Consider the following 15808-nt stretch of genomic DNA (forward strand, 5'->3'; position numbering starts at 1 on the left):
TCTCAATTGTTCTGCCATTGTCCGAATCCTGAATAATAATACACTCTCTAACGGGCTCTGCGACTACTATAGTGGCCTCGAATGTTCTTTCTGGAGGTAGATCCTCCCAGGAACTCCCATAGTCAAAGCGAACAGACGCCGTACCGTAGTTCATTCCTTCAAAATAGTATACTTGCTCGATTACTTTCGCTGCATACAATGGATTTTCAGATACCCTGGTTTCGCTTTCTTCCGGCTGTCTAAGGATTCCGGGATTTGTTGATGCTATTCGCCATTTCAGGTCAGAATCAACTGGTGATTCTAGTACGACCTCGATCGGTTCGTTCAGTCCAACAATGAAGGTTTTTCCAGAATCCGGAGTTGTAATGGTTAGGGGCTCAACAGAATACTCTTCAACATCTAGCGACATTGAACAAGTTTTCATTGGAGTCTCGTCCCAAATGGAGCCGAATGAAAACGTGATTCGGGTTGATCCGGACCCAACCACTCTGAAGCTAAACACATCGTAGCCGTTGCCTTGTTCTATTGGTTCTTCGTAGAAGGGATCTGAAATAAGCCTCACCATGTCTTCATCGAAGTTACTAATCTTCCACGAATAGCCAGCTCCAGGACTTGAAGGAAGCATGACGGTAAAATCCTCACTTATCTGCATGTTCACGTTTCTCTCCAGGTCTTCCTGACCGAATACTCTGTCTCCAGGATTTCCTTGAAGAATCTCACGGCTTGTTTTCGGGAGTATTCCTGTGCTCGAGTTCTCTTCAACCCGTTTGAAGAAGCCGTCGACGATCAACTCAAAAGCAGCCTTTTCTTCAATCATTGGAAAGTGACCGCTGTTCATGAATGTCACAAATTCGCTGTTCGGAGCTCCAGACTGGTAGGCTGAGGTATGCGCGATCCCCGGAAAGCTCTTGATCCCAACGCAGACCAAAATAGGCACTCGAAGGTCGGGTAAACCTGAAGACAAGTCCAGTCCACGAAGTCTGCCTTCAATCGAGGTTGGATCCTCACCCCAGAAGAGGCTGTAGGTCGCCCTGTTAATCAGATCGTCCGTAATACCTTTGGCTCTGTCTTCAGCAGAAACACCGCCAAGCAAAAAGTTGTATTTGTCGAACCCATTCGTTGGCTCCGTTTCTCTTAGTTCGGATATTGCCAGATCAATCGCGGTATAGTTAAGTCTTGGATTGACCACTACAAGACTGAGGAGTCCGGGAGGATTTGTCAGAGCTAACCCTACGGCTACTGCACTTCCAAAGCCATGACCAACTAAATGGAAAGAGTTTAGGTCTAGGGAGTATATTAGTGCGGCTAGTTCAGATATATAGTACTGGAAGTCGATGTCTATAGAGGACGAATTCTCCGATTTCCCGCTTCCAAGGTGATCGTACCTTAGGACTCTTCTTTCCTGGAAGATACCCGTCATGTAAGAGCTGTCAAGACCGGGCCCATCACTTATTACTACTACTAGTTCCCCTTCGGTCCCCTCTATCTCGTAATAGATAAGGTTCCCATTGAAGACTATCTGTCCAGAAAACGATGAACAGACTGCTGACAGAACCAATAGAAAGACTGCAAGAATACTTCGCAAATCATTCACACTCCAGAAGATACACTAAGAGTCTTAACTCAACTATTATCCTATCGATCCGTGTCCAGTTCAAGTTGAACGCGAAAACCGAAAAGTCAAAACGCTAGTTCGAATCTTCAGTCAGAGTTACGAAAAGGAATCTCTAGTGCATATGAAGCCAAACACACATCGGTGAATTTCCTCTGTTATTCCACGCATAATAGGGAATAAGAGAGAATTTTACATTTTCGCTCTTGCTTTTCACAGAACCGAGCGAGTTGTAAAGCTTCTTGTCCCAGTTGTTAATATCATAAGCGATTCCCTTTCCACTTAATGTGACTGGATTTCCCGTGAGCGTATCGCTTCGTGAGAGTTCTAAGTTTTTTCTCGAAGGGATTGACAACGTACGCACATCAAAAGAAGGATTGTCTACTCCTTCAGCACAGTAAACCAGCGGGCCGATTTGGACAGCAACTTTGTCGGTATTCTCTCTTAGAAGTGGATTAGAGGTCATCAACCTGATTCTCATCGGAAATGTGAGCGAAATCTCTGTCTTGCCCTTCCAGTTGCCTTCGAGTCTCACAAAACCTCTTTCAGGTCTTATTTTCTGTTTCACGCCGTCTACTTGAAGATCAAACTCCCCTTCGGTCCATTCAGGAATTCTTAGGAGAATCGAGATGTCTGTATCTAGATCGGTGGAGATAATAAGATCGATTTCTTCGGAATGAGGATAGGCTGTCTTCTGGATGATCGTCACCTCACCGTCCCTAAAGGGAATTGCAGACTTGCTCTCCTCGTAGAAATTGACTCTTATTTCGTTCAAAGTAGTACCGTAAATGTAGCCCCCGAAGGATGTGAGCAATCTTGCGATATTGGGGGGGCAACACGCGCATTCAAACCATTCCTCTCGGCTGTGCTTTCCGGCATCCTCCAGAGGATTCACGTAGAAATATCGTTTACCGTCGAGAGAGATTCCAGAAAGGACACCGTTGTAGAAAGTCCGCTCCATTACATCGAGATACTTTGCGTCGCCGGAAATCATATACATACGCCAATTCCAGAATACATTTCCAATTGCGGCACACGTTTCCGCGTATGCTCTTCTGCTTGGCAGTTCGTACGCCTCGCCAAACGATTCTCCTTCATATCTTGAGCCAACTCCGCCCGTGATGTATATCTTTCGCGCGATCAGATCGACCCAGAGTCTTTCGAGAACTGCGAGGAGTGTTTCATCGCCTGTCTCTAGAAATACGTCGGCCGCTCCAGCGAGTAAGTAAAGCATTCTGACTGCGTGTCCAGTAAGTTCTTTGAGATCTCTAAAGGAAGCATGGTCAATATGATACTCGTCGCCACCTACATAGCCCTTTCCGCGATTATCTATGAGTCTTTCCACGAACTCCAGATAAGCACGGTCGGCGGTTTCGCGATGAAGCTCAACCAATGCCATTTCTAGATTGGGATGCCCGGTAGTAACTTCACTGTCGTCGTCATGAAAAGTCTCCAGAATTTCGTCGGCCACTCGCTTGCCGATTACGAAAAGCTTCTCATCACCTGAAGCTCTCTTATATGCTATCCCTGCTTGAATAAGATGACCCGCGCAGTAGAGTTCATGCATGTTCTTAAGGTCTTTCCAGCGTTCCGAAGTCCGATCACCTATGAAGTAAGTGTCTATGTATCCGTTGCCGTTCTGAGCCTGAGCTTCCTCAATAAGTGTTATCAGTGACTCGATTCTCTCCCTGATTTCGGGATCTTCATTATACGGTAGCGAATAAGAAGCCGCCTCTATCCATTTGTATACATCGGAATCGTTGAAAAACCACCCGGTAAAGACTCCTTCCGATTTCCGTCCAGCCTTTCTGAAGTTTTCTATTCTTCCCGTCGATTCCAGATACTCATATTGAAGAGAGAGACTCGTCGACTTCATAAGTTCCTGATATCTGCTTACGAATCCCTCAAGTTTGACTCTTTCAAGCGCTATAGGTCTAACTTGCGCTCTTGGTGACCGCGAAGTGTCGTTGACAAAAGTCACGCTTTTCACCTCCAAAGAAGATGCTCTCTCCTCAAGAGTAGCAGAAAAGGTGAGAACTTTTGTATCCTGAGATAAGGAGGGGAAGACCATGTTTGAGAAGATAGATTATTGGGTTTCGGCAGCTAGTTACTCTGACAGAAATGGGACCTGGCTAATTGAGGCGGCACTTATCCATCCAAATGTGGGGGAGACCCACGAATATGGTGAGGAGTGGACACGCGAAGAGATCATTGATAAGTGCGACGTATTCGTGTTTTGTCTGATTTGTAAAGATGAAAAAGGGAATTGGAAGATGGGTTCTCAGTTGAGAAAAGTTGAGACCGAAAAAGGAGTATTTATCAGGACTGATGAGATGAAGAAGACAGGGGATTATCTTGGAGATATCCCGTTCTATGACAGTCTCAAGTAGTTGCAAGACTCGAAGTAAATGTTGGTTTAAGTTTAATCAAAGCCCACTTGGCTTTTCGTCCAAAGAAGAAACCGAGACTTCGGGAGCTGGAATTTGTTTGTTGGAAGCCGTAATGCATCATAATTAAATCTACTCAAGAGAGAGCTTCTTTTAAGGACTGTCGCTGTGATATTATTAAAATTACTATCAGTTCAAATGAACTAGAATTCTTTGTATTATTTTGCGGATAAAAAATGGTTTGGGGGTTTCAGATGAGAGCTAAGATTCTCTTAACGCTTACCATTATACTTATGTTTTCCCTAGCAACTGCCTTTGGAGTTGGTTTTATCAAATACCTGGTCAGGCCAGGCGATCGCCTCTTCAATATAATCAGGGATTATAACCTGAGAATAAGCACTGTCCTCGATTTGAACTGCATTAGCGATCCCCGTCAGCTGGAACCGGGTGAGTTCATTTACCTTCCTACTGGAGATGGCTTCTTCTATGAGGTTCAGTACGGTGATTCCATCGATTACATTGCTCGGCTGTTTTTTGCGCTTGCAGAGCATATAATGGTCGCAAACAATCTTAGCTGCAATTCCTATATATATCCCGGCCAAAGTCTGTTCATTCCGCTTGATTCGATAAACGTGTGCGGCAACGCAAATCCCGGTACACAGTTCACCTGGCCGGTCTATGGGAAGATTTCTTCGGAGTTCGGCTGGCGCAAAGATCCATTCACCGGCGCCTCAACCTTTCATTCCGGTATGGACATAGCAGTCCAGAAGGACGCTCCCGTCTTTGCTGCGAAGGATGGAACGGTTATAGAAGCCCAGGAAAACGGAGGATACGGACTGAATATAATAATCCAACACTATGACGGCACCAAGACAAGGTATGCTCATCTTAACAGAATTAGCGTCTATGTAGGGCAGAGAGTTCTCAGGGGGGAGCTAATCGGCAGAGTTGGAGAGACAGGACGAGCAACCGGGCCTCATCTCCACTTTGAGATCGTAGACCCTAACGATCAGTGTAGAGATCCAAGAAGCTATCTAACAGGAGCGAATTACATGTATGTGAGAAGAGAAATCGAAACTCTTGGTGTCGGAGGTAGGTAAAATCCCTAGTACAATATTTGTTGAATCTGACTCATTTGATCCCTGGCTGAATCTCGCAGTCGAAGAGTATCTTCTAAATTCATTTGCCAAAGAAAACATCGTTCTTTACCTATGGCAAAACGAGAACACGGTAGTGATTGGTCGAAACCAGAACGCTTGGCAGGAATGCAGGCTGGACAACCTTCACAGAGATGGAGGTAAGTTAGCAAGAAGACTATCCGGAGGCGGTGCGGTTTTTCATGATCTTGGAAACCTCAACTTTACCTTCCTCTTGCCAAAAAGAGAGTACGATCTTCACAGGCAACTATCGGTAATTGTGGACGGGGTAAAATCGGTAGGTATAGATGCTCATTTCAGTGGTCGAAATGACATTCTCGCGGAGGGAAGGAAGTTCTCTGGAAATGCTTTCTACCATGGACAGTATGCCTCTTATCACCATGGAACTATCCTCGTTGATGTAGATACGAGAAGACTTTCTGAATATCTGAATGTCTCCAGAGCAAAGATAGAATCGAAGGGAGTTAAGTCTGTCGTTTCTAGAGTAGTGAATCTAAGAGAGCTGAAACCTGACCTTACCATAGAAAGAATGAAAGAGGCAATGTATATGGGGTTCGCTGAAGAATACGGCAGAATATACGAAGTCTTGGATTTTGACGAACTAAGGAAGTCACTCGATGTGAAGTCGCTTTACGGAAAGTATTCTTCTAAGGAATGGCTATTGGGAAAGAGTCCGGAATTCAATTTCAAAATTGGCAATAGGTTTTCCTGGGGAGGTATCGAGCTGCTTTTTACATCGAAGAAGGGAATTATATCCGACGTGATAGTTTATTCAGACTCGATGGATGTGGATTTCATTGAACAACTGAAACGAGAGCTAATCAGAGTTGAGTTTTCCAGAGTTGCCATAGTGAAAGCGATTGAGATGCTTCCAGACTGTTCAGAAAGAAACGATATCATTGCGTGGCTTCAGACAACCGATCTGAACTAGTTCATCTTCAGCAGTTACACTCGATTTGTGTAATCCCTAAAGTTTAACGGTGAAATGCCGAAGGGCGATAATCTTCTTGGAAGCAACACGAAATGATCTATAAAACCTTTGGTCAAATGAGACCTTCTTCAGGAGACCAACTCTTATCTTCAGACGGCAACCGCACCTTGTGTCTTTCCTAAATGACTGTTACCATCACATTACAGAGATTATCTTTGATTTGTCAAATCAAAAAGATACATCTGTGTAAGCAGCGAAAAGATGTTCTATAATGTTAATGAGCAGGCAGATTTCTTGCTTGCTATTCTATGTGTTTGCTGCAGAATATAATTTTATGTTTTTAGATATGAGATCAATTTCAAGATTACAGGAGGTTTAGGATGGCACGAGTAATGAAAACCATGGACGGTAATACCGCTGCCGCCCATGTTGCTTATGCTTTTACGGAAGTTGCGGCTATTTACCCCATTACGCCTTCGTCATCTATGGCGGAGCTTGCAGATGCTTGGGCAGCAAATGGAATGAAGAATATCTTTGGGCAGCCGGTTGATGTTATAGAAATGCAGTCTGAAGCCGGAGCGGCCGGTGCGGTTCACGGTTCGCTTGTTGCTGGAGCTCTGACGACTACTTTTACGGCGTCACAGGGATTGTTGCTAATGGTCCCGAACATGTATAAGATTGCCGGAGAACTCTTGCCCGGTGTATTCCACGTCAGTGCTAGAGCAGTTGCCGGTCACGCGCTTTCGATTTTCGGTGATCATTCTGATGTAATGGCTACGAGACAGACAGGATTTGCTTTGCTGGCTTCAGGAAGTGTTCAGGAAGTCATGGACATTGGCTCTGTGGCACATCTTTCTGCAATCAAGTCGAGAGTTCCTTTCCTTCATTTCTTTGATGGGTTTAGAACTTCGAGCGAAGTTCAGAAGATTGAGGTTATGGATTATGAGGACCTTAAGGGACTTCTCGATTATGGAGCGCTAAAGGAGTTCAAAGACAGGGCTCTAAATCCAGATCACCCCAAGACGATGGGAACGGCCCAGAATCCCGATATCTACTTCCAGGCTAAGGAATCATCAAATAGATTCTATGACGCTGTTCCTGATATTGTGGCCGATTACATGGAAGAGATTTCGAAGATCACAGGCAGAGATTACAAGCCTTTTGTCTACTATGGTGACCCCAATGCAGAAAACGTTATTATCGCTATGGGTTCTGTCACCGATACGATAGAGGAGACCATTGATTACCTGATGAAGAAGGGTGAAAAGGTAGGAGTCATCAAGGTTCATCTCTACAGACCCTTCTCCGCGAAACACTTCTATGATGTTTTTCCGAAATCAGTCAAGAGAATAGCCGTTCTCGACAGAACGAAAGAGCCGGGTTCTCTTGGAGAGCCACTATATGAAGATGTGAAGACTCTCTTCTGTGGTGAAAAGAGCGCTCCCGAGGTTTATGGGGGAAGATACGGACTGGGTTCCAAGGACACAACTCCTTCTCAGATAAAGGCAGTTTACGACAATCTGAAGCTCTCGACACCGAAAAACCACTTCACGATAGGTATCGTAGACGATGTTACCAACACTTCTCTGGAGATCAAAGAGAGAATAAATACCGCTCCGGATAGCACTATTCGCTGCAAATTCTGGGGTTTGGGTTCCGATGGGACTGTCGGAGCTAACAAAGATGCAATAAAGATAATCGGCGATCATACCGATATGTATGCCCAGGGTTACTTTGCATACGATTCGAAGAAGTCTGGAGGCGTTACGATATCGCATCTTAGATTCGGCAAGAAGCCAATCAAATCCACCTACCTTATAGATGAGGCAGATTATGTTGCTTGCCACAAACAGTCCTATGTGTATCAATATGAATTGCTTGAGGGACTCAAAAAGGGCGGCATTTTCGTTCTTAACACTAGCTGGGATTTCGAGGAGCTTGACAAGCATCTTCCTGCCGGTATGAAGAAATACCTTGCCGAAAACGAGATCAAATTCTACACCATCGATGCCACTAAGATTGCAATGGAGATTGGGCTTGGCACGAGGATAAATACGATAATGCAGTCGGCATTCTTTAAACTGGCAAATGTCGTACCTATAGAAGACGCAGTTAAGTATCTAAAGGACGCGATCGTGAAGTCTTACGGCACGAAAGGTGAGAAGGTAGTACAGATGAACTACAAGGCGGTCGATAGCGGAATAGACGCCTTGAATAAGATAGATGTTCCAGATTCCTGGAAGAGTGCGAAAGAAGAAGTTAAAGAAGAAGAATCTGGAAGACCTGAGTTCGTGAGAAACATCGCAGATGTCATGAACAGGCAACAGGGAGACAAATTGCCCGTATCTGCCTTTGTTGGTAGAGAAAACGGAGAGTTCCCAAATGGGACGTCCGCATATGAGAAGCGAGGCATTGCGGTCATGATTCCGGAATGGCAGATCGACAACTGTATTCAGTGTAATCAATGCTCCTATGTCTGCCCACATGCAGCGATCAGGCCGTTCTTGATAAACGAAGAAGAGGAAAATAGGGCTCCTGCAACCTTCGAAGCTAAGAAAGCAATGGGTGGAAAGACTTTCGAGGGGCTGAAGTACAGGATTCAGGTTTCGCCGCTAGACTGCACGGGTTGCGGTAACTGTGCAGATATCTGTCCGTCTCCAAATAAGGCTCTAGTCATGAAACCTCTTGATACGCAGACAGAGAAAGAAGTACCAAACTGGGAATTTGCTACAGCAGTTTCTGAGAAGAAGGATGTCATGAATGTTGAGACACTCAAAGGGAGCCAGTTCTCCAAGCCTCTCCTCGAGTTCTCAGGGGCTTGTGCAGGCTGTGGTGAAACACCTTATGCCAAGCTTGTTACACAGCTATTTGGAGATAGAATGCTTATAGCCAACGCGACCGGTTGTTCCTCAATCTGGGGAGCCTCGGCTCCTGCAACTCCTTACTGCAAGAATAGCGACGGCAAAGGGCCGGCGTGGGCGAATTCTCTGTTCGAAGACAATGCCGAATATGGATTTGGGATGGCGATGGCGGTCAAGCACGGCAGAAGTAAGCTTGCCGGTATAATGGAAGAGCTTCTGAAGCTGGATATTCCCGAGGACATGAAGACGCCTTTCAAGGCTTGGCTTGAAGGAATGGACGATGCAAAAGCCTCAAAGGCAGCTACTCTTGGCATTCTCAATGTGATATCAAAGGGATCAAGAAACGAGAGAGTCAACGCTCTTTTGAAGCAAATTGAGGAAAGAAAGGATCTATTAATTAAGAAATCCGTGTGGGTATTCGGTGGAGACGGCTGGGGCTACGATATCGGTTACGGCGGTCTTGATCATGTACTTGCTTCAGGGGAAGATGTCAATGTTCTTCTATTTGATACCGAAGTATACTCAAACACCGGTGGTCAATCTTCCAAGTCTACGCCTAGAGCTGCTGTAGCGAAGTTTGCAGCTTCTGGAAAGAGAACGAAGAAGAAAGATCTAGGCAGGATGGCAATGACGTATGGATATGTTTATGTGGCCCAGGTCGCAATGGGAGCAGACAAGAATCAGGTGATCAAAGCGATCACTGAGGCTGAGAAATATCCTGGACCGTCTCTAATCATTGCATATTCACCATGTATAAACCACGGAATAAAGATCGGAATGGGAAAAACTCAAGAGCAGGAAAAGAGAGCTGTTGCTTCAGGTTACTGGCATCTTTACAGATACAATCCTCTTCTGAAGGAACAGGGTAAGAATCCCTTCATTCTAGACTCGAAGGAACCAAAAGAGTCGTTTGTCGACTTCTTGATGGGTGAAGTGAGATACAGCGCTCTTAAATCAACGTTCCCCGATATTGCCGATGAATTGTTCGAGAAGGCTGAGAAAGACGCTAAAGAAAGGTATGAAACATACAGGAGACTTGCCTCTGATTGATTCATTGTGAATTCTGCGGGTGGTTCACCGCCGCCCGCTTTTTGTCAGAATCGGATGGTTTTCTGTTTTTGCGATTCTCCAAAGGAGGTTTTAGATGAACGCTATCGATTATGCCCTTAAGTTGGAAAAGGACGGCAAGGCTTATTACGCAAAACAGGCAGAATGCGCTAAAGACGAGCAGTTGAAGAAGCTATTCGAGATGCTTGCGGAAGATGAGCAGAGGCACTATGAGATAATAAGGGGTTTTGAGGACAGAAACTACAGGTATAAGGGAACATACACTTTCAAGACTACCAGGAATATGTTCTCGGAGATGCTTAAGGATGAGAAGTGTTTCGAAATCGATGCAACGAATCTTGATGCATACGAGCATGCGGTAGAGATGGAAAAGGAAAGCATCAAACTCTATCTTGATCAGGCAAGACTAACAAACGAGTTATCTGAGAAGGAGATACTTCTTAAACTGGCAGCCGAGGAAAACAAACATCAGATAATTCTTGAGAATCTAATGGACTTTATCAGAAAGGGCCTTGACTGGGCCGAATCGCCAGAGTTCAGCCATCTTGAAGAATGGGATCAGTTCACTGATCTAGACAAGTATTGATCCGGATTGTCGCTACAAGGAAAGACCGGGACTCTGTCCCGGTCTTTGTAACTCAGGGGTAATCCATGTCGCCTTCGTTTGCCTTACATTTTAAAGGGGTTGTGCCTGTGGTTTCTCTGGTCTCTGGTAATGAGACTTCACCCTTGAGAAAAAGGTTCAGTCGGAGAGAAGTTTTTCTGCAATTTCAAGATCCTCAGGAGTGTTAACCCCCAAGAATTCCTCTTGATTCTCGGTTACAAAGCCGCATACAGACTTATGTTCAATCAACGATAGAGACACAATATCGGAAATGTAAATTTCTCCGGTATCCTTATTTGGTATCAGATTGTCGATATATTCTTCGACCACATCTTTTCTCAGAATTATTGGTCCAATGTAGAACTCCCAGGGAGGCGGGAAGTCAGGAATCTTTTTTTCCTTGAAGGAGATTACCTTACCGTATTCGTCACGCTCAACAAGAGCATATGGAAATTTGGTTTCGGTTACTCCGGAAAGAAATGTTATATCACAGCAATTACTCTTATGGAGTTCAGCAAGGGCCTTAAGGGAATCTTCCGTGATCAGAATGAGATCAGAATACATCACCAGAATCTCAGAACCTTCCGGGACCAAGTGAAGTGCTCTTTTCAGCGCATCTGCAGTTCCCTTCGGCGAATCTTGATATGCAAGTATGGTATTGCTATCGAGCACATTCCGAAAATCGCTTTCGAAGTCCGGATTTATTACTACTATTGAATTGACGCTATCGCATACTGAAGAAACCTTTCTTAGGATGTGAACGATCATCGGCTTGCCTTTCACTTTGACCAGGGGCTTAGGAACTTCCGACTTCAGTCTTCTGCCCTTTCCGGCTGCGAGAATTACGGGAATCAGCACATCTATCACTCCTTCCAACCAATAATAGCATTTTGGAAGTGAAGAGAGAATTACTCTTGGAAAGTGGCCCTCAAGGAAGAATCACATTCCGACTTCGGTAACTCATGAAAACGCAGATATGATCTAACGTTTTAGCCTGATGGAAGAGATCATACGAGAAGTCGAAACAATGTCGATTGGTCGATTGGTGTAGAAATGTTGTGCTCTTGTGTTTACTTATCGGAGGGAAAGGTTATAATCGTAACTTAAGGGAGGGTTGAAAATTGGAATATTTGGATCTGTGTTTGAGGCTATTCTGTGCTCTTGTTGCAGGAGCGATGATAGGAGTGACAAGAGAGAGAATATACAAGCCGGCAGGACTCAGGACACACTCTCTCATCTGTGTTGGTGCTGCTTTCATTACGGTGCTTTCTACAACAGTATTTGTAACCGCAGAACACGGTGACCCTGGCCGAGTTGCGGCACAAATTGTCTCTGGGATAGGATTTCTGGGAGCGGGAACGATCCTGAAAAAGGGTTTTTCGGTCAAGGGTCTTACAACGGCAGCAACGCTTTGGGTAACTGCAGCGGTTGGCATGGGATTCGGAAGCGGTGAATATCTATTGTCCACCGTAGTAACCGTATTCGCAATAATGATCGTGCTTTTTCTGAAGAGGATAGAGCTTTTCACCGGCGGAAGAAATCTGCCGAGAATCCTAATAGTTGCGAGTAATACTGAGGAAATGTCCAGAAGAATCTCAGAATGGTTCAAGGACAATGGATTGACAGTAGAATCTATGGAAGTTGAAGACGATGAAGAAAACCTTACATTGCTAATTGAGATAAGCAAAAGCGATGCTATAAAAATCAAGAATCTTATGGTTGGTTTGTCGAGATTAAGGGGCATCAGAAGTGTGGAGCTTCGATAACTCTATTTTCTCGGACAAATGTGGTCTATCCGGAGTTCCTGACCTCCTATCGAAAAAGATGTGATCATTCCCTGAAGATTCAGTACTCCCTTGGGGCCGCTTACGCTTGTCAGAGTTACATTCACTCCGCCTATTACTTTTCCTTCGATGTCTGAGAAGTCCTGTACATTTTCGAGAACCCCGTTTATTTCCACATTTATGTTTCCACCGTACTCTCCATAGTAGAGAATAAGGCCGGTTGGATTGACAGGGAACTTGAAGGAGATCGTGACGTTGTTCATATTCATATCCTTTTTGATATCCTTTCCCGAGTGTCCCGCCATACCTGCATTTGTAACGGTCATTACTCCGTTTGGAGTGGGAGTTCCATTGAACCAGAAGAAGGGTTTCATAACCATCCGTGTTGTCAGTTCAGAAAAGACGTCATCATTATGATATTATGCTCGAACAGTGAATCCCCCAAAGTCAACACATTTCAAAACCACGTAACATCCAGAGAACACAAGAAGTGTCGTCAATACAAGTGCTAGCGTCACAACACGTTTCTAGAATCGCCCCCCGTAGAATTTGGCAGAAACTGAAGTGAGAATTAGAGAAAGAATGATTGAGACCAGATAATTATACGTCTCTCTCCCAGATCAAAGAAAGCCAAGACCTGTGTTGGTTCTAATCACTTTGAATGGTCGAGGGACCCGTCAAGAAAGATACCTCAATTTGCGTGCAAGTCTTGAGAAAAGATAAAGAGAATTGTTAGAGTTTTGGGTTCTCCTTTCAGAAAGCATCTAGCTGCCGCTGATGTTAATATGATGTTAATATGAAGAGGTTCAAGACGGTCTCTACTAAAGAGAAGGAAGATCAAGAGAAAGCAATGTGGAGACTCTTGGAGTCGGAATTGGAAATAAGAGACTCGTCAATAGGTTCTGCGTTGAGTAATTGAATGCGAACGGGACAAAGCTATGAAGATTGGAAGACGTTACTAAAGAACAGCAAAATCATTTGGTCCTCATTCTGGTATCGGAGAATCGTCGTTCGCTGGTACCGGTGCTGTTAGGGGAGGTTTTTTGGCGAAATCCTGGTTGACCAGCGTGAGCGTGGGGGAATCCTTAGAAACGCCTTCAATTCAGAGATTCTGAAGATCATCTTTCTGGAAAAGCTGAGAAAGGCTGGAGTTTGACTTGTACTTCATTCACTTCCGACAAGAGTTTCCTCTTCCGAGCGGACAGTTGAAGAAGTTAGTTTCATTTCCTCTTCAGGTGCGGAGTTCACTGCAATAGCAAAGATGTTTCTTGATTCTACGGTTGACGCCTCACTAGGTCAAATGGCAGGAGCTACGCTCTTCTCCGGTGATACTGATGGGGCAAATCAGGCGTCAACACTTATGTTTACTATGAGTAACATCAACTTCGAGAGAATTAGGGAGGACGTCAGTCGTAGAAGAAGCAACTTCTTCAAATGGGTGACACCAGATTCGAAGCCTCTTTCAGTTGCGGGCTACTTTGAAGAGATCGAAAAGGCTAGAAAGAGTGGACTTAACAATCTTCACGACTACTTTTTCTTCATTGAACTTCCCGGGGAAGACAGAGTATCCGTCAACACAACTCACTCGTTCGGTAAAGATCCTGTCAATCTTTTCGAACTGAGCAAATCGGTCTTCGAATGTTCTGAGCAGATCGACCAACTTGTAGCCTTTTCTAGGAAGTACGTTCGGGGATTTGAAAAGTCAAGAATTGAGAAGATTGCAGGCGATATTGGAATTCGAGAGAGCAGAAGAGTGAGGGGATTTTATGTCTTCACTGGAGAAGACTTTAGATTGCATAAAAAGTTCTATGACGGTGTCGCCAAAGCAACATATGGAATAGATGTCCATTCCCCTGAAACTCAGAAGATTACTCCGGAAGTCAAAGGCAGAGTACCTTCATATTCTGACTATTATGAGATACCTTTAGGAACACTCATCAGCAGCGACTTAGACAATCTAAATATGGCAGGCAGATGTTTCTCAAGTGATTTTGAAGGGCAAAGCGCCGGTAGAATAATGCCGACGTCAGCAGGCATGGGACAACAGGTAATTGGTGTAGCCTCTGCGATTTCTTTGGAAAGCGGCATACCCATAAGAGAAATCTCGAGAGATGAAATTATCTGAGAACTTGACAGGATAACCGAGAAAAAACCGCTATACTCTCTGGCGGCCCTTCTGAAGATAAGCAAATGAGGTCAGGTGCGCCTGTTTTGGTTCAGGGAGGCTCATTTTAAGCGATTGGCAGATTTGGTACTGGAATAGATAGTGGCAAGAATTGGGTCATTGTTGCGCCGGATACGGGTATGCAGTCAGTTTTTGAAGGGAATCGACAGCGCTGGATTTTCGAAGATGGGACGGCGGTATTGACAGAAAGAGCTTCTCCCCGTGAACTTAAAACCCTGGCAAAAGGAGGAGTGAGTAGAGATTCGTGCGCCCGTAATCTACTTTGTAGCGGCGCTTATGAGATTCTGACTGAGCTGGAACAATTCTGGAAGTTGCGTACGGCCAACAATATATGAACAATGAAACGGTGTTTCATAGGTGGTTTTTACTTAGAGGTGTCGAAATGAAAAGAGCATTGGTTCTGGGAGGTGGAGGAGCAAAAGGTGCAGCTCCGTTGGGGTTATTCGTGCGCTTGAAGAGAAGGGTTTCATTCCCGACCTCATAGTTGGAGTAAGGATTGATGCTCTAGTCGGGGCGGGATATGCAATATTGGCTGATTCAAATAGCCTCTGGGAGGTTTCTTCGAGAATCTTCAGAAAGGATGTCAAATAACTATCATTGATGGAATCAACAGTAAATGAGAGAGAGGAACCGATCTTCAGTGTGATGCTTGTTTATTCTTGTATGTTTTCGGAGCAGCGCTTCCCTCTGGAGTGTATTCTAGAACCATTAGGAAACACTCAAATAGGTATAGATTCTCCAATACAAAGATTCCTTTTGTGTGCACATCTACAGCTATCTGTTCAGCTGAACTTCTCGTCCAAAATGAAGGGAGTATCTATGAAGCTCTTAGAGTATCAATGGCTATTCCAGGATTATTCAAACCTGAAAAGAAAGGAGACCTAACACTTGCCGATGGCGGTATCCCGAACAATCTTTTTGTAAGCGTCGCAAGAGAGGCGAATAGTACTTTCTTAGTTGCCGTAGATCTTTCTTCATCGAATAGGGTTACTTCAATACTTCGAATTCAATATTGGGAGTGATGGATGAATACAGAGCCGATTTGATTTTGCAGAGAGAAATAGCTGCTGCAGATGTTTTGATCTCTCCCGTTATGACCAGGAATATCAATATGATGGGTTTTTCATCCTTTATTGATGTCATGAATGAACCGTATGAAGAAACGCTCGGATGTGACTTGAACGGAGTGACGCTTTGACTCAGCTTTGACAGCAAAATG

The 15808-nt window shown here is 44.6% G+C and carries 12 protein-coding genes and 1 pseudogene; 8 read left to right on the top strand and 5 right to left on the bottom strand.

What is annotated here, in order from left to right; translation table 11 throughout:
* Both B3157_RS01245 and B3157_RS01250 read right to left on the bottom strand, forming a co-directional pair.
* The coding region (locus tag B3157_RS01245; RefSeq protein WP_292588236.1) for an alpha/beta fold hydrolase at positions 1-1585 on the bottom strand (1585 nt) is incomplete at its 3' end.
* Between the two features lie 142 nt (positions 1586-1727).
* Positions 1728-3593, bottom strand: coding sequence for a glycoside hydrolase family 127 protein (locus tag B3157_RS01250; protein ID WP_292588238.1), 1866 nt, complete (start codon positions 3591-3593; stop codon positions 1728-1730).
* 88 nt (positions 3594-3681) lie between these two features.
* On the opposite strand from B3157_RS01250, the gene B3157_RS01255 reads away from it, so the two are divergent.
* The 5 genes from B3157_RS01255 (at position 3682) to B3157_RS01275 (ending at position 10602) form a co-directional block, all read left to right on the top strand.
* Positions 3682-4002 carry a hypothetical protein gene (locus B3157_RS01255; protein WP_099829763.1) on the top strand — a complete coding sequence of 107 codons (321 nt, stop codon included), beginning with the start codon at positions 3682-3684 and terminating at the stop codon, positions 4000-4002.
* 251 nt (positions 4003-4253) lie between these two features.
* Positions 4254-5099, top strand: coding sequence for a M23 family metallopeptidase (locus B3157_RS01260; protein WP_214078466.1), 846 nt, complete (start codon positions 4254-4256; stop codon positions 5097-5099).
* The gene (locus tag B3157_RS01265; protein WP_292588249.1) at positions 5083-6087 is read left to right on the top strand and encodes a lipoate--protein ligase; all 1005 of its coding nucleotides are present in this window, start codon (positions 5083-5085) and stop codon (positions 6085-6087) included. The genes B3157_RS01260 and B3157_RS01265 overlap by 17 nt, the downstream gene beginning before the upstream one ends.
* Positions 6088-6467: 380 nt before the next feature.
* On the top strand, positions 6468-9998 hold the full coding sequence (gene nifJ / locus B3157_RS01270; RefSeq protein WP_292588251.1) for a pyruvate:ferredoxin (flavodoxin) oxidoreductase: 3531 nt from the start codon (positions 6468-6470) through the stop codon (positions 9996-9998).
* Positions 9999-10092: 94 nt separating this feature from the next.
* Entirely contained in the window at positions 10093-10602 is a 510-nt protein-coding gene (locus B3157_RS01275) for a ferritin family protein (protein ID WP_214060805.1), read from the top strand.
* A 156-nt stretch (positions 10603-10758) separates the two neighbouring features.
* Here B3157_RS01275 and B3157_RS01280 read toward each other — a convergent pair whose 3' ends face one another.
* Positions 10759-11478 carry a sugar phosphate nucleotidyltransferase gene (locus B3157_RS01280; protein WP_214060804.1) on the bottom strand — a complete coding sequence of 240 codons (720 nt, stop codon included), beginning with the start codon at positions 11476-11478 and terminating at the stop codon, positions 10759-10761.
* A 263-nt stretch (positions 11479-11741) separates the two neighbouring features.
* On the opposite strand from B3157_RS01280, the gene B3157_RS01285 reads away from it, so the two are divergent.
* Complete coding sequence (locus B3157_RS01285; RefSeq protein ID WP_099829768.1) at positions 11742-12386, top strand: MgtC/SapB family protein; 645 nt, start codon at positions 11742-11744, stop codon at positions 12384-12386.
* Between the two features lie 2 nt (positions 12387-12388).
* Here the strand turns inward: B3157_RS01285 and B3157_RS01290 are convergent, their stop codons facing one another.
* On the bottom strand, positions 12389-12778 hold the full coding sequence (locus B3157_RS01290; RefSeq protein ID WP_292588260.1) for a hypothetical protein: 390 nt from the start codon (positions 12776-12778) through the stop codon (positions 12389-12391).
* Positions 12779-13572: 794 nt separating this feature from the next.
* On the opposite strand from B3157_RS01290, the pseudogene B3157_RS01295 reads away from it, so the two are divergent.
* Together B3157_RS01295 and B3157_RS01300 are read left to right on the top strand one after the other, a co-directional pair.
* A pseudogene (locus B3157_RS01295) lies at positions 13573-14529 on the top strand (FAD-dependent oxidoreductase); the annotation flags it as partial.
* A gap of 752 nt (positions 14530-15281) precedes the next feature.
* Positions 15282-15611 carry a patatin-like phospholipase family protein gene (locus tag B3157_RS01300; RefSeq protein WP_349680350.1) on the top strand — a complete coding sequence of 110 codons (330 nt, stop codon included), beginning with the start codon at positions 15282-15284 and terminating at the stop codon, positions 15609-15611.
* Here B3157_RS01300 and B3157_RS01305 read toward each other — a convergent pair.
* Positions 15577-15808 (bottom strand): hypothetical protein (locus B3157_RS01305; RefSeq protein ID WP_292588264.1); only part of this gene is annotated, 232 nt, incomplete at its 5' end. The genes B3157_RS01300 and B3157_RS01305 overlap by 35 nt on opposite strands.

The sequence above is a fragment of the Mesotoga sp. UBA5557 genome, from assembly GCF_002425715.1.
Classification (GTDB): domain Bacteria; phylum Thermotogota; class Thermotogae; order Petrotogales; family Kosmotogaceae; genus Mesotoga.